The sequence below is a fragment of the Stenotrophomonas sp. YJH_SMC_40 genome, assembly GCF_059368615.1.
Window position 1 is genome coordinate 50,233 of sequence record NZ_JCAFRX010000010.1, and the last position, 18,689, is coordinate 68,921.

General features: G+C 67.4%; 15 protein-coding genes and 1 pseudogene. 14 read left to right on the forward strand and 2 right to left on the reverse strand.

Annotated elements, in window-relative coordinates:
- Positions 1-43 precede the first annotated feature (43 nt).
- From AC5P6X_RS17880 to AC5P6X_RS17920, 9 genes are all read left to right on the forward strand, one after another.
- On the forward strand, positions 44-1,294 hold the full coding sequence (locus AC5P6X_RS17880; protein ID WP_043034447.1) for an NAD(P)/FAD-dependent oxidoreductase: 1,251 nt from the start codon (positions 44-46) through the stop codon (positions 1,292-1,294).
- Positions 1,282-1,839, forward strand: coding sequence for a DUF3261 domain-containing protein (locus AC5P6X_RS17885; RefSeq protein WP_005414865.1), 558 nt, complete (start codon positions 1,282-1,284; stop codon positions 1,837-1,839). Before AC5P6X_RS17880 ends, AC5P6X_RS17885 begins: the two co-directional genes overlap by 13 nt.
- On the forward strand, positions 1,836-3,020 hold the full coding sequence (locus AC5P6X_RS17890) for a beta-ketoacyl-[acyl-carrier-protein] synthase family protein (protein ID WP_005414864.1): 1,185 nt from the start codon (positions 1,836-1,838) through the stop codon (positions 3,018-3,020). The genes AC5P6X_RS17885 and AC5P6X_RS17890 overlap by 4 nt, the downstream gene beginning before the upstream one ends.
- Positions 3,017-3,472: a hotdog family protein gene (locus tag AC5P6X_RS17895; protein ID WP_005411597.1), complete on the forward strand. Its 456-nt coding sequence runs from the start codon at positions 3,017-3,019 to the stop codon at positions 3,470-3,472. The genes AC5P6X_RS17890 and AC5P6X_RS17895 overlap by 4 nt, the downstream gene beginning before the upstream one ends.
- Positions 3,469-4,200: a 3-ketoacyl-ACP reductase FabG2 gene (locus AC5P6X_RS17900; RefSeq protein ID WP_005414863.1), complete on the forward strand. Its 732-nt coding sequence runs from the start codon at positions 3,469-3,471 to the stop codon at positions 4,198-4,200. The genes AC5P6X_RS17895 and AC5P6X_RS17900 overlap by 4 nt, the downstream gene beginning before the upstream one ends.
- Entirely contained in the window at positions 4,200-5,438 is a 1,239-nt protein-coding gene (locus tag AC5P6X_RS17905) for a beta-ketoacyl-ACP synthase (protein ID WP_005411595.1), read from the forward strand. Before AC5P6X_RS17900 ends, AC5P6X_RS17905 begins: the two co-directional genes overlap by 1 nt.
- 62 nt (positions 5,439-5,500) lie before the next feature.
- Positions 5,501-5,941 (forward strand): hypothetical protein, encoded by a 441-nt coding sequence (locus AC5P6X_RS17910; RefSeq protein WP_043034448.1) that lies wholly within the window; start codon positions 5,501-5,503, stop codon positions 5,939-5,941.
- A 160-nt stretch (positions 5,942-6,101) separates the two neighbouring features.
- On the forward strand, positions 6,102-6,362 hold the full coding sequence (locus AC5P6X_RS17915; protein WP_005411593.1) for a YcgL domain-containing protein: 261 nt from the start codon (positions 6,102-6,104) through the stop codon (positions 6,360-6,362).
- Positions 6,355-9,693, forward strand: coding sequence for an ankyrin repeat domain-containing protein (locus tag AC5P6X_RS17920; RefSeq protein WP_108270097.1), 3,339 nt, complete (start codon positions 6,355-6,357; stop codon positions 9,691-9,693). The genes AC5P6X_RS17915 and AC5P6X_RS17920 overlap by 8 nt, the downstream gene beginning before the upstream one ends.
- Before the next feature lie 134 nt (positions 9,694-9,827).
- Here the strand turns inward: AC5P6X_RS17920 and AC5P6X_RS17925 are convergent, their stop codons facing one another.
- Complete coding sequence (locus tag AC5P6X_RS17925) at positions 9,828-11,606, reverse strand: monovalent cation:proton antiporter-2 (CPA2) family protein (RefSeq protein ID WP_005411591.1); 1,779 nt, start codon at positions 11,604-11,606, stop codon at positions 9,828-9,830.
- A 344-nt stretch (positions 11,607-11,950) separates the two neighbouring features.
- Here AC5P6X_RS17925 and mgtE point away from each other — a divergent pair, with 344 nt between their 5' ends.
- Both mgtE and AC5P6X_RS17935 read left to right on the forward strand, forming a co-directional pair.
- Complete coding sequence (gene mgtE, locus AC5P6X_RS17930; RefSeq protein WP_099561899.1) at positions 11,951-13,321, forward strand: magnesium transporter; 1,371 nt, start codon at positions 11,951-11,953, stop codon at positions 13,319-13,321.
- Between the two features lie 178 nt (positions 13,322-13,499).
- Positions 13,500-16,226, forward strand: a complete 2,727-nt coding sequence (locus tag AC5P6X_RS17935; protein ID WP_329762712.1) for a bifunctional acetate--CoA ligase family protein/GNAT family N-acetyltransferase — start codon at positions 13,500-13,502, stop codon at positions 16,224-16,226.
- Positions 16,227-16,250: 24 nt separating this feature from the next.
- Here the strand turns inward: AC5P6X_RS17935 and AC5P6X_RS17940 are convergent.
- Positions 16,251-16,367 (reverse strand): annotated as a pseudogene (locus tag AC5P6X_RS17940) (heavy metal-binding domain-containing protein); the annotation flags it as partial.
- Between the two features lie 218 nt (positions 16,368-16,585).
- Between AC5P6X_RS17940 and AC5P6X_RS17945 the strand changes: the two are divergent.
- The 3 genes from AC5P6X_RS17945 to AC5P6X_RS17955 all read left to right on the forward strand — a co-directional run bounded on the left by AC5P6X_RS17945 (position 16,586) and on the right by AC5P6X_RS17955 (position 18,332).
- The gene (locus AC5P6X_RS17945) at positions 16,586-17,833 is read left to right on the forward strand and encodes an HlyD family secretion protein (RefSeq protein ID WP_108270096.1); all 1,248 of its coding nucleotides are present in this window, start codon (positions 16,586-16,588) and stop codon (positions 17,831-17,833) included.
- A gap of 82 nt (positions 17,834-17,915) precedes the next feature.
- Positions 17,916-18,092, forward strand: coding sequence for a hypothetical protein (locus AC5P6X_RS17950; RefSeq protein WP_165931253.1), 177 nt, complete (start codon positions 17,916-17,918; stop codon positions 18,090-18,092).
- A gap of 51 nt (positions 18,093-18,143) precedes the next feature.
- Positions 18,144-18,332 carry a Blp family class II bacteriocin gene (locus tag AC5P6X_RS17955; protein WP_099473850.1) on the forward strand — a complete coding sequence of 63 codons (189 nt, stop codon included), beginning with the start codon at positions 18,144-18,146 and terminating at the stop codon, positions 18,330-18,332.
- Positions 18,333-18,689 lie beyond the last annotated feature (357 nt).

Genomic DNA, 18,689 nt, shown 5'->3' on the forward strand with positions numbered 1-18,689 from the left:
CCGCTTTTCTTCTTTCCCCTGATCGAGCAACAAGGACGCCCCGATGAGTACTGCTGTGGATGCTGTCGAACGCACTGAAATCCTGATCATCGGCGCAGGCCCGGCCGGCTCCGTGGCCGCGGCGATGCTGCGCCAGCAGGGCCGACAGGTGCTGATGCTGGAGCGCCAGCAGTTCCCGCGCTTCTCCATCGGCGAAAGCCTGCTGCCGCAGAGCATGGAGTACATCGAAGCAGCCGGGCTGCTGCAGGATGTGGTCGAGGCCGGCTTCCAGTACAAGAACGGCGCGGCCTTCGTGCACGGTGAAGCGCGTACTGCCTTCGACTTCCGGAAGAAGTTCTCGCCGGGCTGGGGTACCACCTACCAGGTGCAGCGCGCCGACTTCGACAACGTGTTGGCACGCGGCGCCGAGCGCATGGGAACCACGCTGCGTTTCGGTGATGAAGTGCTGTCGGTCGAACCCGGTGAACAGCCTGCGGTGAACGTGCGCCGCCCGGATGGCAGCGAATACCGCATCGAGGCCGATTTCATCCTCGACGCATCGGGCTTCGCGCGCCTGCTGCCGCGCCTGCTGCAGCTGGAATCGCCATCCAATTTCCCGGTGCGCGGCGCGATCTTCTGCCACGTGCGCGACAACATTCCGGCCGAAGCCGACTTCGACCGCAACAAGATCCTGATCACCACCCATCCCGAACACATCGACGTCTGGTACTGGACGATTCCATTCTCCAACGGTTGCTGCTCGCTGGGCGTGGTCGCCGAGCCGTCGTTCTTCGAGCGCTACGAAGGCGACGACCTGCAGAAGCTGCAGGCCATCGTCGGTGAGGACCCCAACCTGACCCGCCTGCTGGCCAATGCCGAATGGGCGGTGCTGCCGGTGCGCCGCATCACGGGTTACTCGGCCAATGTCAGCTCGCTGTGGGGCCCCGGCTACGCGTTGCTGGGCAACGCCGGCGAGTTCCTCGACCCGGTGTTCTCGTCCGGTGTGACCATTGCCTTCAAGTCCGCGCAGCTGGCCAGCGAGTGCCTCAAGCGCCGTTATGCCGGCCAAACCGTCGACTGGGAAGCTGAATTCTCGATCCCGCTGCGCGCCGGCGTGAAGACCTTCCGCCGCTTCGTGGAAAGCTGGTACCAGGGCGGCTTCCAGAAGATCATCTACCACCCGCAGCAGCAGCCCGAAGTGCGCGACATGATCAGCTCCATCCTGGCCGGTTACGCCTGGGACACCAAGAATCCGTATGTGGCCGATGAAAGTGGTCGCCGCATGCGCGTGCTGGAGGAATTGTGCAGCGCCTGATCTTCCGTACTGCGGCCCTGCTGCTGTGCCTGCTGCTGGCCGCCTGTGCCGGGCGCATGCCCAAGCCCCAGGTGGAGCTGCCGCCGCTGCGGCTGTCGCCGGCCAGCCTGCCGGCGCCGCTGGCCCTGCAGCAGCAGCTGCATTTCCGCTTCGGCAGCCATGAGCGCGACCTCGACGCGCTGCTGGAGGCCGACGCGCAGCAGGTGCAGCTGGCGGTGCAGGCGATGGGCCAGACCGGCGTGCGCCTGCAGTGGGACGGCCAGCAGCTGACCCAGCAGCGCGCGCCGTGGCTGCCGCCGCAGGTACGTGCCGAGCGTGTGCTGGATGACCTGCAGTTCGCGCTGTGGCCGACCGCGGCCATCGCCGCCGCGCTGCCGGCCGACTGGCAGGTCAGCGACGACGGCCAGCAGCGCAGCCTGTCGCGCGATGGCACGGTGTGGCTGCAACTGCAGCGCCTGGACGATGGCAGCGTGCAGCTGGACAACCGTGCCGAAGGCTATGCGCTGCGCATCGAATCGATCGACATGGCCGGACAGGACCGATGAGTGCACCGATCTACCTGAACGACCTGGGCGTGGTCTGCGCGCTCGGCGATGGCCGCGCCGCTGTCGCGTCGGCGATGTTCGCCGACGTGCCGGGCGGGCTCAGTGACAACGACAGCCTGTTGCCGGGGCGCACCCTGGCGCTGGGAGAAGTACGCACGCCACTGCCGGCGCTGGAGGAACTGCCGGTGGCCCTGCGCGGGCGCAACAACGCCCTGCTGGACGTGGCACTGGCGCAGATCGCTCCGGCGGTGGCCGCCGCGATCACCCGCCATGGCGCCGAGCGCGTGGCGGTGGTGCTGGGCACCAGCACCTCGGGCATTGGTGAGTCCGAGCAGGCCCTGCGCACCCACGCCGAACAGGGCCAGTGGCCGCAGGGCTTCGATTACGCCCAGCAGGAAATGGGTACTGCCGCGCAGTTCGTGCGCCAGCGCAGCGGCGCTCAGGGGCCCGCGTGGACCCTGTCCACCGCCTGCTCGTCCAGTGCCAAGGCATTGATGTCGGCTGCACGCATGCTGCGAGCTGGTATCGTCGACGCCGTGATCGCAGGCGGCGCGGACTCGCTGTGCCGCTTCACCGTGGCCGGCTTCAGCGCGCTGGAATCGGTGTCGGCCCTGCGCTGCAATCCGTTCTCGCAGCACCGCTCCGGTATCAACATCGGCGAGGGCGCCGCGCTGTTCCTGCTCACCCGCGAGCCGGGTCCGGTGTGCCTGGCCGGATGGGGCGAATCGGCCGACGCTCACCATATGTCCGCTCCCGATCCGCAGGGCCTGGGTGCCATCGATGCCCTGCAGCAGGCGCTGCAGCGCGCCGGCTGGGCGGCCGATGAAGTGGACTACGTGAACCTGCATGGCACCGCCACCGGGCACAACGATGCGATGGAAAGCCTGGCGGTTTCGCAGGTGCTGGGCAACGGCATTCGGGCCAGTTCGACCAAGCCCCTGACCGGCCATACGCTGGGTGCGTCAGGCGCGATCGAAGCTGCATTGTGCTGGATCGTGCTGGCCGAGAACCCGCAGCAGCAGCTGCCACCGCACTGGTGGGACGGCGTGGCAGACCCCGCGCTGCCGGCACTGCCGCTGGTCGCACCAGCCACCCGCCTGGCGCAGGCACCGCGGCGGGTGCTGAGCAATTCGTTCGCCTTCGGCGGCAGCAATGCCGTGCTGGCGCTGGAGCGTCGATGAACATGCTGTATGCAATTGAAGAGGTGGTACCGCACCGCCAGGACATGTGCCTGCTGGAGCGCATCACGCACTGGGACCAGGACACCATCGAGGCGGAACTGGTGGTGCCCGAGGCCGGCCTGTTCGTGGAAAACCACGAAGTGCCGGCCTGGGTGGGCATCGAATACATGGCACAGGCCATCGCGGCCTGGGCCGGCTGCCGTGCGCGTGCAGCGGGCAAGCCACCGCAGCTGGGCTTCCTGCTCGGCAGCCGCCGCTACAACAGCGCGCGCTGCAGCTTCCCCAGCGGCTCGCGGCTGCGCGTACAGGCGCGCTGCGAGCTGTTGGGTGACAATGGATTGGGGATGTTCGCCTGCCGCATCCTGGCGGGCGAGGACGAATGGGCTACAGCCAACGTGTCGGTGTTCGAACCGGCCGATGCGATGGCCTATCTGGAGAGTGGACAGGCATGACAGGGAATCGAAGCGTGCTGGTGACCGGCGCCAGCCGGGGCATCGGCCGGGCCATCGCGCTGCGCATCGCGCGCGATGGCTTCGACGTGGTGGTGCATTGCCGCAGCCGCCTGGATGAGGCACAGGCCGTGGTGGCCGAGATCCACGCGTTGGGCCAGCAGGCCCGCGTACTGATGTTCGACGTGGCCGACCGCGAGGCCGCACGCGCCGCGCTGGAGGCCGATGTCGAAGCGCACGGCGCGTACTACGGCGTGGTCTGCAATGCCGGCATCGCCCGTGATGGCGCCTTCCCGGCACTGTCGGCGGAGGATTGGGACCAGGTCATCCACACCAACCTGGATGGCTTCTACAACGTGCTGCATCCGCTGATCATGCCGATGGTGCGGCGGCGCAAGCCGGGCCGCATCGTTACCCTGTCGTCGGTGTCCGGACTGGCCGGCAACCGCGGGCAGGTCAATTACAGTGCCGCCAAGGCCGGCATCATCGGTGCCACCAAGGCCCTGGCGCTGGAACTGGCCAGCCGCCAGATCACCGTCAACTGCGTGGCCCCGGGCCTGATCGAGACCGAAATGCTCAACGATGAAGTGATCGAACACGCGCTCAAGCTGATTCCCGCCGGCCGCGTCGGCCGTCCCGACGAAGTGGCGGCCACGGTGGCGTTCCTGCTGTCCGAACCGGCCGGCTACATCACCCGCCAGGTGATCTCGGTGAACGGGGGCATGCTCTGATGGCCACCGATCGTCGCGTCGTGGTGACCGGTGCGTCCGCGATCAGTCCGCTCGGCCATGACTGGCCGACCATCGAGGCGCATCTGCGCAGCTGCCGCAACGCGGTGCGCGCGATGCCCGAGTGGGATGTCTATGCCGGGCTGAACACCAAGCTGGCTGCGCCGGCGCAGGACTTCGCGCTGCCGCCGAACTACAACCGCAAGACCACCCGCTCCATGGGCAAGGTCGCGATCATGTCGGTGCGTGCCACCGAAGTGGCGCTGCGCGAAGCCGGCCTGCACGAGCACCCGGTGCTGCGCAGCGGTCGCACCGGCGTGGCCTATGGTTCCTCGTCGGGCAGCCACGAAGCCACCGGCGAGTTCGGGCGCATGCTCAACGAGTTCACCACCGAAGGCATCAGCGCCACCACCTACCTGAAGATGATGAGCCACACCGCGCCGGTCAACATCGGCGTGTTCTTCGGCCTGTCCGGGCGTGTCTATACCACCTCCAGCGCCTGCACCTCGGGCAGCCAGGGCGTGGGCGCGGCCTATGAAGCGATCCGCAGCGGCAAGCAGACGGTGATGGTCGCCGGTGGTGCCGAGCAGCTCGACGCTACCGCTGCGGCGGTGTTCGACACCCTGTTCGCCACCAGCGTGCGCAACGACGCGCCGCAGACCACGCCGCGCCCGTTCGATGCCGGCCGCGATGGCCTGGTGCTGGGCGAGGGTGCCTGCACGCTGATCCTGGAAGACCTGGAGCACGCGCAGGCGCGCGGTGCCACCATCCTTGCCGAGGTGGTCGGCTACGGCACCAACAGCGACGGCCAGCACGTCACCCAGCCCAGCGCCGACACCATGGCCCAGGCCATGCGCCTGGCGCTGGAGGATGCGGGCCTGGAGGCGGCGCAGATCGACTACGTCAACGCCCACGGCACCGCCACCGATCACGGCGACATCGCCGAGACCCAGGCCACCGCGCAGGTGTTCGGCAGCCGCGTACCGATCAGCTCGCTGAAGAGCTACGTCGGCCACATGCTCGGTGCCTGCGGTGCGTTCGAGGCCTGGCTGAGCATCGAGATGATGCGTGCCGGCTGGTTCGCCCCCACGCTGAACCTGGCCGAGGTTGACCCGCGCTGCGGCCAGCTCGACTTCATCACCGGGCAGGGCCGCGAATTGCAGGCCGAGTACGTGATGAGCAACAACTTCGCCTTCGGCGGCATCAACACCTCGCTGGTGTTCCGCCGCTGGAGCGAATGATCCACCGTCCCATCCCGCCTTTTTCCTCAACCCACCCGCACCCCCGACAAGGAGATGTTCCGATGCGCCGCACCCTGATGATCGCCACGGCCACTGCACTGCTGGCCCTGACCTCCACCGCCTCCGCCCGCGACACCCGCGTTGAGCAGTCCCTGCAGGAGCTGATCACCTCGCAGGCCGCCCGGGACGCCGGCATCGACGGCAGCGTGCGCTTCTACCTGGCCGGCCAGCCGGTCAGCGTGCAGCAGCGCCTGGGCGAGGACGTGACCAACAAGAAGACCAACGCCGCCAACAAGAGTGATGCCGAGGCCTGCCGCTGGGTCGCGCTGTCGGCGCTGCGCGCGCTGCAGGACGGCGCCAAGTCGCGCGGTGCCAACGCGGTGGTCGACATCGTCAGCTACTACAAGAAGAACGAGTTCAAGAGCAGCACCAACTACGAATGCTATGCCGGTACGATCCTCGCTGGCGTGGCGCTGAAGGGCACCTACGCCAAGGTCAAGTAAGCGACCGCAGGGCAGCGGCGTTGCCTGAACGCCGCCGCCACATTGCTGAACCCCGTCGGGGAAACGCCGTCGATCACGCCGCCATCGTCGGCCGACGGCTTTCCCCGGTGTCGGCTTTCCGACACAATCATGGCTCTTCCCGGGTTATCGTCCCGCGGACATGCACGCCTACGTCTATAAAAGCCAACTCAAGCCTGACACCTACGTCTACGTTCCCCGACGCGATGATTTCAGCGCGCTGCCTGCGCCGCTGCTCACCTCGCTGGGTGCGCTCACCTTCGTCCTGGACGTGGCCCTGGATGCCCAGCGTCGCCTGGCCCAGGCCGACCCGGACAAGGTTCGCAGTGACATGAGCGAGCGCGGGTTCTACCTGCAGGTGCCGCCGTCGGTGGCCAGCCTGATGCCGCGCCACTATGACTGACGTCTCCCGTCCGCGCGCCCTGTCGATCGCCTTCGCCGTGGGCGCCTTGCTGGCACTGGGTGCTGCCGTGGGCGGCGTTGCCGGTGCCATCCTCGCCGCCCTGGCGCAACCGGCGTTCGCGCTGGGCGTATCGTGGTGGCGGCGCAGCCGTGCGCTGCTGCCGCTGAAGGTGGTTGCACGCCAGGACCTGCCGGCGCTGCTGGCACTGTGGGCGGCCGCACCGCTGCTGCTGGCGCTGCTGCTGGCCTGGCCGCTGGCGGCGCTGCGTGACAGCGGCAGCCTTGCGGCGGTGCTGGGACTGAGCGTGCTGGTCAGTGCCGGCCTGCTCGCTGCCTGGCGCACCTGGCCGTTGTGGAACGATGTCGAACGGCTTGATGGCCGCCTGGCCCATCATTGGCAGGCGCTGGCCGGTCGCGACCTGACCGCCTGGCGCGGTCTCGGCGTGGCGGCGCTGGTGATCGCGCTGGCCGCGCTGGTGGTGCTGCCGGCCTGGCCGGGACTGCTGCCGGAGAGCGCGCGCTGGCCCGCTGCGCTGGCCGTGGTGGTGGTGTCTCCCGTGCTGCACCTGCTGCTGCAGCGGGTCGCGCCGGCGCCGCTGGTGTCGTTGCGACCCAGCCCGATGGCGACGTCCGGCGCAGAACACGAACCGATGTTCGCTGCCGCGGCCGAGACCGCGCCGCTGGAGGCGATGGCACCGCAGGAGCTGACCCCGGCCCTGTATGAAGCCGCCCGCCACGGCCGCATCGACCGCGGCCTGCAGCTGCTGCAGGCCGGCGCCGATCCGTATGCGCTGCCCGACCCGAACTGGCGCGACCAGCGCAGCCTGGCGGTGCTGGCGGCGGTGTTGCCGGACCTGCGCCTGCTGCGCGAACTGATTGCCCGCGGCGTTGACGTGAACGCGCCGCACCGGGGCATGACCCCGCTGCTGGCCGCCACCCGCGACAGCTGGCATGGCCGCCCCGAAGCCGTGATGACCCTGCTCGCCAACGGTGCCGATTCGCGTGCCACCGACAGCGATGGCAACACCCCGCTGCACCATGCCGCGCGCAGTTCCGACCCGGGCGTGGCCGCGCTGCTGCGCGATGCCGCCGCCGAAGTCGATGCGTTGAACAACGAGGGCTGGTCGCCGCTGGCCGTGGCCTGCCAGGTCGGCAACTGGCGCCTGGCCCGCTTCCTGCTCGAACGCGGTGCGCGCAGCGAACCGGCAGAGGGCACCCCGGTGCTGCTGGCCGCCGCCGCCACCGAAGACGACGATCCGGCTGGCGTGCAGCTGCTGCTCAAGCACAAGGCGCGTGCCGACGCGCGTGATCGCCAGCGCCGCAGCGCGCTGCACGAGGCGGCGCTGGCCGGCCACGTTGAAATCATCGGCGTGCTGCTGGCCGCCGGTGCCAACCTGGAAGCACGCGATGCACTGGGGCGTACGCCCTGGCTGGAAGCCGCCCGTGCCGGGCGTGCCGCGGTGGTCGAACACTTGCTGCCGCACAAGCCGGACCTGGTTGCCGTCGACGGCGAAGGGCGCAACGCAGTGCAGCTGGCGGTGATGGCAGAGGATGTCTCGCCGTTGCTGGTCAAGCGCCTGGTGGAGCTGGGCATTGCCGCCGACGCGACCGATCCGGTCGGTCGTCGTGCAGTGGACTACGCTGCCGAAGCCGGGCGCTGGGCGATTGTCGCCCTGCTGGATCCGTCCTATCCGTTGCCGGCCGCGGTCAGTGACGGCCTGGCCGAGCGTGGCGAAGCCGCCAGTGCCAGCGGCCTGCTGCCGGACCGCCCGCCGCTGACCCTGCTGCGCGAAGCGCTGGGCTTCGGCAACACCGAAGGCATGGCCGCGCTGGCCAAGCTGTGCCAGCCGGAAGAACTGGGCGGCCTGCTGCTCGACCCCGAGCTGGCGCTGGAGCCGCGCGCGGTGGATTGGCTGCTGGGCCACGGCGCCGATCCCTACGTGCGCGACGCCTGTTCCGATACGCCGATGTTCGCGTTGCTGTCGCGCGGCATTGATGCGGTGCCGGCGTTGCAGGTGATGTTGCAGCGTGGCTTGTCGCCGGCCGGACGCGGTGGCCTGGCGCGCTTCCTGGCGGCCTGTGCGCAGCACGACCAGGCCGCCCGTGGCCTGGAACAGCTGGCGCTGGAATTGCTGGAGCGTGGCGCCGATCCGTTCGCGGCTTCGCCGGCCGGTGATCCGCCGTTGTCGCTGGCGGTGCGCCTGGGCTGGCTGCGCCTGCAGCAGGCGCTGCTGAAGGCGGGCGTCGATCGTGAAGCGCGCGACAGCCATGGCATGACCGCATTGCATCTGGCCACCGCATTGGCCCGCGAAGGCGCGCTGAAGCTGCTGGTGCAGCACGGTGCCTCGCCGGAAGCACGCGCCGCCGATGGCCAGACGCCGCTGGGCGTGGCGCTGTCGATTGGTCGCCGCGACCTGGCCGACTGGCTGGACTGGCGGGTGTGGCCGTTGCCGCGCCGCACCCTGCGCGAGTCCGATCTGCCGGCCGCCGCAATGGCCGGTGACGTCGACGCGGTACGCCGCCTGATCGATCTGGGCTTCGCCGTCGATGCGGTTGATGCGCAGGGCTGCACCGCGCTGCTGCGCGCCGCCGGTGGTGGCCATCTGGCGGTGACCGACCTGTTGCTGGCGCGTGGCGCCGATCCGCAGCACGCAGCGGCCAGTGGTGCCACGCCGCTGTCGGCGGCGGTCAGCATGCGCCAGGTGGACATCGTCTCGGCCCTGCTCGACGCTGGCGCCAAGCTGGAACACCGCCTGCCGGGCGGCGTGACCGTGCTGATGCTGGCGTCCGCGCTGGGCCTGCCGGACATCGTTGCGCGCCTGCTCACCGCCGGTGCCGACGTGCACGCCGGTGACGCCCAGCAGCTGGGCCCACTGCACTGTGCCGCGCTGTATGGCTTCAGTGCCCGCGACCGCTCGCGCCTGCTCGCCCTGCTCGACACCCTGCTGCTGGCCGGTGCCGAACCGGACCAGGCCGCGGCCGGTGCGGTCACGCCGCTGCTGCTGCTGCTGGGTGCACGCGCCGAGCCCGGCACCGCCTGCGACGAACAGGTGGTGATGGCTGCGGTGGAACGCCTGTTGGACGAAGACGTGAGCCTTGAGGTGCGTGATCCGCGCGGCTTCGGACCGCTGCACCTCGCGGCCCTGCACGGCCTGCCGCTGCTGGTGCAGCGCCTGCTGCGCGCTGGTGCCGATCCGGAGGCGCGCGACAGCCTCAACCGCAGCCCGCGCGAGATCGCGGTGATGCGTGGCTTCATCGACGTGGCCGGCGAGTTCGAACCGCGCGTGCCGGGTGTCTCGTCGATGGCGCGGTTCCTGCGCGACAACGGTTGAGCACCGGAAAAGGGTAGTGCCGGCCGCTGGCCGGCTACCTCATGACATCTCCGGGATGACGGGATTGCCGGCCAGCGGCCGGCACTACCGGGTCCGCCATTGATCGGGTGGGTGCCGACCGTTGGTCGGCACGCCTACTTGCCGTCGCTTTCCGCGTCGGCCTCGAACAGATGCATCAGGTCGTTGCGTGCGTCGCGCGAGGTCTGGATCACCGCCGCCTCGTCGTCGTACACCAGGTACTGGTCGCGCAGCAGCTGCTCATCGTGCTCGCGGAAGCGCTGCACGTGGCGCTCGGCCACGTCCGGTGCCACGCCCAACGCGGTCAGCACGCGGCCGCTCATCTCCAGGCTGGTGCCGAACACTTCGCGGAACGGCTCGGCCGACATGTCCATCAACCGCCACGCATGCTGGCGGTTGCGTGCACGCGCCAGCACCGTCGCGTCCGGGTACAGCCGGCGCACCATGCGCACCGCGCGCAGGTTGGTTTCCGGGTCATCCACGGTGATCACGAACACATCGATGTGCTCGCCCCCGGCCGCGCGCAGCATCTCCGGCCGGGTCGGGTCGCCGTAATACAGCTGGTTGCCGAATCGGCGCAGGTCGGCCACGGTATCCGGGTTCGCCTCCAGCGCCACGAACGGCACCTTCTGCGCGGTCAGCAGGCGCGCGATCACCTGGCCGAAGCGGCCCATGCCGGCGATCAGCACCTTGGGCCGGTTGTCCGGCGCCACCTTGTCGGCCTCGGCCGGCTCGCGCGGAGTGGCTTTCTCCTGGCCGAGCAGTTTCAGCAGCGCGATCATCAACAGCGGCGTGATCGCCATCGACAGGCCGACGATCGCCACCAGCCGGTCGTGGTTGGCGTTGCCCAGCAGGTGCGCGCGCTGTGCCTCGTTGAACACCACGAAGGCGAACTCGCCGCCCAGCCACAGCACGCTGCCCAGCAGCAGCGATTGCCGCGAGCTGAGCCGGGCGACACGTCCAACCGCGTAGAGCAGGCTGAACTTGACCACCAGCAGGATGCCGACACCTGCGGCGATCAGCCACGGCTCGGCGGCGATGCGGTCCAGGTCGATGCCCATGCCCACCGCGATGAAGAACAGGCCCAGCAGCAGCCCCTTGAACGGCTCGATCTGCGCTTCCAGCTCATGCCGGAACTCCGAATCGGACAGCAGCACGCCGGCCAGGAACGCGCCGAGGCTGGGGCTGAGGCCGGCTTCCTGCATGAACCAGGCGGTGCCCAGCACCACCAGCAGGGCGGTGGCAGTGAATACTTCCGGGCTGCGGGTGCGCGCAATGATGCTGAACACCTTGCGCAGCACCGGTCGTCCGCACAGGATCACCACCGCCAGCGCACCCAGCGCCACGGCCGCATCTTCCCAGCGCAGGGTCTCGTTCTTGACCCCGCCCAGCAGCGGGATGGCCGCCAGCAGCGGGATCGCGATCAGGTCCTGGAACAGCAGGATGGCAAAGCCCAACCGGCCGTGGTCGCTGTTGATCGCCTTGTGCTCGGACAGCAGCTGCAGGCCCACCGCCGTCGATGACAGCGCCAGCGCCACGCCTACCACCAGCGCGCTCTTCCACTGGAAGTGGTCGAGCAGCAGCAGGCCGCCCAGCACCAGCCCGGACAGCGCCACCTGCGCCGCACCGGCACCGAACACCGAGCGCCGCATCACCTTCAGGCGTGCCGGCGACAGTTCCAGGCCGATCACGAACAGTAGCATCACCACGCCGATCTCGGCGGCGCCGAGGATGCGGTCGGCGTCCTGCACGAAGCCCAGCCCGTCCGGGCCCAGCACCACGCCGGCCGCCAGGTAGCCCAGCACCGCGCCGAAGCCGAACTTCTTGAACACCGGCACGGCGATGACTGCCGCCAGCAGCAGCACCAGCGCCAGTTCCAGACCACCGCTATGCATGGGAATACCTGGTCATCGGGGGAGCCGCTGTGCGTCCGTTCGGGTTGGGAAAAGCGTGGCGAACACCACCGCGCCATTATGCGCGCCGGCCTGTGTACGCACGAGAACAACCTGCGGGCAGGGTGCTGCCGCGGCGGGACCGGGTTGACCTGCATGGTCCACGGGTCCAGACTGCCCGCCGCTGGCGGCGCGTCCGTCGGCACACGCATCCCGGAGTCCCCAACCCATGTCCAGCGACAGTAGAAGTCGACCTCGTTCGACGCCAGCGATGGCCACCGCCTGACATCGGGACGGTTTGCCTGCGTTGGCGTTGCGCGAGGTCGCACCCCCACAAGGCAAACCCGATGAACCAGAAGCAATTGCTGCGCCCGGTGGCCGATGCCGCCGCACTGGCCGCGCCGCTGGCGAACTTCAACACCGCCGATGCGGTGGAATTCCTCAACACGCTGGAACTGGCCCGCGCCGCGGAAACGCTGGCTGCGCTGCCGTTGCCGCGTGCAGTGAAAATGCTGGAAGCACCGGAACTGCACCGCAGTGGCGAACTGGTGGCTGCGCTGCCGCCGGCGCGCGCGGCCGCCCTGCTCGGCTTGATGGCCGACGACCGCGCCACCGACATCGTCCATGAGCTGGATGAGGAAGAACGCGCCCGGTTGATCCCGCTGCTGGGCACCGACGCCCGCCAGGCCATCCAGAAGCTGCTCAGCTACCCGCCGAACACCGCCGGTGCGCTGATGACCACCGAGTACGTGGCGGTACCCGCCAGCTGGACCGTGGCGCAGACCCTGCAGCACATCCGCCAGGTCGAGCGCACCCGTGAAACGGTGTACGCGATCTACGTGCTGGACCCGGCCAGCCAGCAGCTGCAGCAGGTGGTGACCATGCGCCGGCTGATCACCGGCCTGCCGGAGGAGTCGATCCTGGACGTGGCCCAGGTCAATCCACCGGTGACGGTGGACGCACTGATGGACCAGGAAGAAGTGGCACGGCTGATCCGTCGCCACGACCTGCTGGCGATCCCGGTGGTCGATGCGCAGCAGCAGATGCTCGGCATCGTCACTGTCGATGACGTACTGGATGCGCTGATCGAGGAATCCACCGAGGACGCGCACAAGTTCGGCGGCATGGAAGCACTGGACAAGCCGTACATGCAGATCGGCTTCTTCGAGATGCTGCGCAAGCGCGCCGGCTGGCTGAGCGTGCTGTTCCTGGGCGAGATGCTGACCGCCAGCGCGATGCAGCACTATGAGGACGAACTGGCGCGCGCGGTGGTGCTGACCCTGTTCATTCCGCTCATCATGAGTTCGGGCGGCAACTCCGGTTCACAGGCCACCTCGCTGCTGATCCGCAGCCTGGCGCTGCGCGAACTGCGCCTGCGCGACTGGTGGAAGGTGGCCCTGCGCGAAGTGCCCACCGGCATGGTGCTGGGCGCGATCCTCGGCTGCCTGGCCATCGTGCGCATCGTCATCTGGCAGCTGGGTGGCCTGCATGACTACGGCGAGCACTGGATCCTGCTGGCGATCACCATCGGCGCCGCGCTGGTCGGCATCGTCACGTTCGGCTCGCTGTCCGGATCGATGCTGCCGTTCATCCTGAAGCGGCTCGGCTTCGACCCGGCCAGTGCCTCGGCCCCGTTCGTGGCCACGCTGGTGGACGTGACCGGACTGGTGATCTATTTCAGCATCGCCGCGATGATCCTGCACGGCACGCTGTTGTAGGCCGGGGTCGTTTACTGGGTCGGATCCCTTCGCGCAGCGAAGGGCTCGGACCCCTGAAGCAGCGTGCTCCGGTAGTTGCCGACCTTGGTCGGCACGCAAGGGTCACGCAAGGGTCAGATCCCTTTCCTGGGGAAAGGGATCTGACCCCATCGTCATGGAATTTGGTTACCGTAGGCGCATGAGTACCTACCACCTGCAGTCCGTGTTCCGTCCGCAGTCGGTCGCAGTGATCGGCGGCAGCCCGCGTCAGCGCTCGGCCGGACGTGCGGTGATGCGCAACCTGCGCGGCACCGGCTTCCCCGGCAAGGTGGCGTGGATCAACCCGCGGCATGCCGAAATCGATGGCATCCGCACCGTGAAGCGGCTGAAGGACCTGGACTGGGTGCCGGATCTGGTGGTGATCACCGCGCCGGCGTCGATCGTGCCGCAGGTGGTGCGCACCGCTGCCGAACGCGGCGTGCAGGCCGCAATCATCCTCACCGCGCACCTGGGGGAAGGCCCGGGCTCGCTGTCGGCGCAGGTGGAGGCGGTGGCGCGCAAGCATGGCCTGCGCATCCTCGGCCCACACTGCCTAGGTGTGATTGCACCGCACGCGCGGCTCAATGCCAGCATCGCCGCGCACTTCCCGCAGGCCGGTGATCTTGCGTTGATCTCCGAATCCTCGGCCATTGCCGCCGCGCTGGTGGAGTGGGGCGTGGCCCGCTCGGTCGGTTTTTCCGCGGTGGTCTCGCTGGGCGATACGATGGACGTCGACTTCGGTGACCTGCTCGACTACTTCGCCACCGACTACCGCACCCGCGCCATCCTGCTTTATGTCGAGCAGATCAAGGATGCGCGCAAGTTCATGTCGGCCGCGCGTGCCGCCGCCCGCGCCAAGCCGGTGGTGGTGGTGAAGTCCGGTCGCGCCGAGCGCGTGCAGCCGGGCAGCCGCGATACCCATGTGCAGGCCCTGGCCCGCGCCGACGACGTGTATGGCGCCGCATTCAACCGCGCCGGCCTGCTGCGCGTGGGCGCGCTGGACGAACTGTTCACGGCCGCCGAATCGCTGGGCCGGTTGGGGACCTTCCCCGGTCGTCGCCTGGCCATTCTCAGCAATGGTGGCGGTGTCGGCCGCCTGGCCGTGGACCAGCTCATTGCACTGCGTGGCACGCTGGCCAACCTGTCCGACAGCACGGTCGAGAAACTCGACGCCGTGCTGCCGCAGGGCTGGTCGCGCAGCAACCCGGTCGACATCGTGGTCGACGCCGATGGTGACCGCTATGCCGCCGCCATCGAGGCGCTGCTGGCTGACAACGAGAATGATGCGGTGATGGTGGTCAACGTGCCGACCGCATTCACTTCATCCGCAGACGCCGCACAGGCGCTTACCCGCACGCTCGGACTGCGCCCGCGCCATCACCGCGACAAGCCGGTATTCGCGGTGTGGCTGGGCAACGATGACCAGGCCACCGCCACGCTCAACGCGGCACGGGTGCCGACCTATCCGACCGAGGCCGAAGCGGTGCGCGGCTTCCAGCATCTGGTGCGTTACCGCGAAGCGCAGAACGCCCTGATGGAAACACCACCCAGCCTGCCGCAGGACTTCAGTGTCGACGCGGCGGCCGCACGCGCGCTGGTCGATGCGGCATTGGCCAACGGCCAGCAATGGCTGGACCCGTTGGCCACCCACGAACTGCTCAAGGCCTACGGCATTCCCTCCGCGCCGGTGATGCACGCGCGCGATGCGCACGAGGCAATGGACCTGGCGCAGCCGTTGCTGGAGCGTGGCGCCAGCGTGGCGCTGAAGATCCTGTCGCCGGACATTCCGCACAAGTCGGAAGTGGACGGTGTGCGCCTGAACCTGTCCACCCTGCCGTCGGTGCAGAGCGCGGCCAACGCGATCCTGTCGCGCGCACGCCAGCTGCGGCCGGATGCGCGCATCGATGGCCTGCTGGTGCAGCCGACCATCGTTCGCCCGAAGGCGCGCGAGTTGATCGTCGGCATTGCCGATGACGCGACGTTCGGCCCGGTGATCGTGGTCGGCCGTGGCGGTACCGCGGTTGAAGTGATCAATGACAAGGCGTTGGCGCTGCCGCCGCTGGACCTGCGCCTGGCCCACGAGCTGATCGGCCAGACCCGCGCCTCGCGCATCCTCAAGGCCTATGGCGATGTGCCTGCCGCCGACGAGCGCGCACTGGCATTGGCGCTGGTCAAGCTGGCGCAGCTGGCCGCCGACATTCCCGAAGTGCGTACGCTGGACATCAATCCGCTGCTGGTCGATGGCAAGGGCATCCTCGCCCTCGACGCACGCGTGGCGGTGGCGCCGTCGCGCATCCTGCACAAGGGCCGTGGCCATCCGCGTTTTTCGGTGTTCCCGTACCCGAAGGAGTGGGAGCGCACCATCGAACTGTCCGATGGCGGCCGGGCCTTCGTGCGTCCGGTGCGGCCGGAGGACGACGCGCTGTTCCGTGCGTTCTTCGCCCGCGTCAGCGACGAGGACCTGCGCCTGCGCTTCTTCCAGTCGGTGAAGCACTTCAGCCACGAGTTCATCGCGCGCCTGACCCAGCTCGATTACGCACGCTCGATCGCACTGGTGGCGATCGAACCGCGCAGTGGCGAAATGCTTGGCGCGGTGCGCCTGCACGCCGATGCCGATTACCACCGCGGCGAGTACGGCATCCTGATCCGCTCGGACCTGAAGGGCCACGGTATCGGCTGGCGGCTGATGGCGATCATGATCGAGTACGCCAAGTGGCTGGGCCTGGACGTGGTCGAAGGCCAGGTACTGCGCGAGAACAGCACCATGCTGGCGATGTGCCAGAGCCTGGGCTTCAAGACCAAGCTGGACCCGGACGACCCGACGGTGATGATGGTGACCCTGCCGGTGCAGCAGGTCGAGGTGCCCGAAGTGCCGCCGGTGGCGTGATCCGCGCTCGGCGGTGCACCGATCTCATCGCACCGGTTCCACCACCACAGCCGTGCCATAGCACAGCACCTCGGTCAGCCCGGTCATCACATCGGTGGCGTCGTGGCGCATGCCGATGATCGCGTTGGCGCCGGTTGTTCTAATGATTGAGCGTGGACTATGACGACGGCTTATGCCCTGCATGACGGCGCGCGATCAGCCCGAGCATGCCAGTCCACCAAGTAGTTGGCGCGTCTCTCAAGAAATGGTTATCGAATCGAGGTCACCATATGGGATAAGCGCTGACGCATTTCGCTCTTTAACTCTGCGAACAGACGTCGCTATCATTCGGTGAACGCGGGCTAAATGATTATCGAAGAGTGTCTACAGATCTGTTTCGCAAGGAAGTTCTACAAGGAAAACGTGCCGGTTGGTTGGGATCGATTTCCATCGCGCAGCCAATCAGACTCTGGGTTCTTGCGATCGCCGCTTCTGTCACCGCACTTGCTGTAGCGCTGCTGCTTTCAATTGGCACCTATACCCGTCGTTCGCATGTGGGTGGCCAGCTTGTTCCAGTTAATGGCATCGCGCAGGTCATGGCGCCCGCTGATGGGTTCATGTCGGAAGTCAGCGTTTCCGAGGGTGAGCACGTCGAAGCAGGCGAAGTGATCGCGGTCTTGACTGTCCCGCGGGCCACTACCACCGATGGGGATACGCTGGCCGCGATGGAATCCCGCTTCGAGCGCAGGACGTCCGGCCTTGAGGCCGCACAGATTGCCAAAAGGATGCGCCTGAGCGCACAGCGTGAGGGATTGAGTGGCCAACTTTCCAACGCACAGCGAGAGCTTGCACAGATTGACACGGAAGTGCTGACAAGGCGGGATCAGATCAGAATTGCAGAGGAAACGTTGGAACGCCTCCGGCTCCTTGAGGATGATCGTTACGTCAGTGTTCTCCAGATCAAGCAGCAGGAATCTGCAGCGCTCACGCAGAAGGGCGAAATGCAGGCATTGCAGCGACAGTCCATCGCCACGCGCAGGATGATCGAGCAGATCACGCAGGCGCTCAATGAACTGCCTGGAGAGAATGAGGCCGCAGAAGCGGCATTCCAGCAGGATCTGGCATTGCTTGAGCAGGAACGCGTGGAGAATACCGCACGTGGGCGCTTGGCCATTGTCGCGCCGGTCTCTGGAATTGTGGCCACCCAGCAGATCAAGGCTGGCCAGGCCGTGCAGAGCGGTCAGCCGATCGTGAGCGTGCTGCCTGGGGATGGCCGTCTGGAAGCGGAATTACTGGTTCCGAGCCGAGCGGTGGGTTTCATCGAACCCGATGACAAGGTCCTGCTCAGATACCAGGCATATCCCTACCAGAAGTTTGGACATCATGAAGGGCGGGTTTCGCGGATCAGTCGAAGCACACTGGGCGTCCCGCAGAATGGCAGCGCGACAGAGCCGATGTACCGAATCACCGTCGCGCTTGCAGCGCAAACGGTAAGCGCATACGGGAAGCCCGAGGCACTCAAACCCGGAATGCTCGTGGATGCGGATGTTCTGGGTGAGACGAGATCATTCTTTGAGTGGGTCCTTGAGCCGATCTACTCAATCAAGGGAACTGTGTTCGGACAATGACTGCAGCATTGGATGAGACAGCGTGTTGCTGGTCGAGCCAGCCCATGCACACTGGACGTGTGCCAATTTCAGGAGATCGATTGTGCGTGAACTGACCATGGATGAAGTTTTTGAAGTTGAGGGTGAAGGTGCGATGGGTGCCTTCATCAATGGTGCAGGTGCGGGTGGCTTTGCAGGTGCGCTCGCTGGTGGCCCGGCCGGGTCCGCTGCCGGTGCGCTCATCGGTGGGGGAATCGCCGTTGCGCTTTACCTGATGTAAGTCCTTCTTCTCTGAAACTCAATCAATCATATCAATATAGGAGGAATTATCATGCGTGAACTCAATAATGCGGAAGTTGCCAATGTCGACGGCGCAGGCGAAGGTGCTTCGAACGGCTTCGTCGGTGGCGTGATCGCCGGTGCGGGAGTCGGGTTCCTGGTGGGGGGCCCGGTGGGCGCATTCGCTGGCGCGGTCAGCGGTGGCATCCACGGTGCAATCGTGGGTCACTACCTGATGTGATGGGCATGGCGCAGGGGTGCTGGCGCACCCCTGCGCAATCTGTTTGGAAGCACTGGCTTCCGGAAAAATTGGCAGGAGGAGAGCAGATCATGAAGTTTCCGGGTATCGACGAAAAGACGTTCGCCATCTGTGTGTGCTGCCTGGCCGTGGTCGCGGCATCTTCAGACCGCCGGATCTGGTCACTTCTGTGCGTTGGTGCGATTGTGGTCGCTATCGCCAGATTCGTTGATGCAAGACGCAAGCGAATTCAGAGAGAACATACGTCGAATTGAACCCTTGTGCGGGAAAAATTCACGCTGCCGAAGGTGATCATGCGGCGTGTTCGGTAGTGGCCATTGGTACTGAGGTTTGCACCAG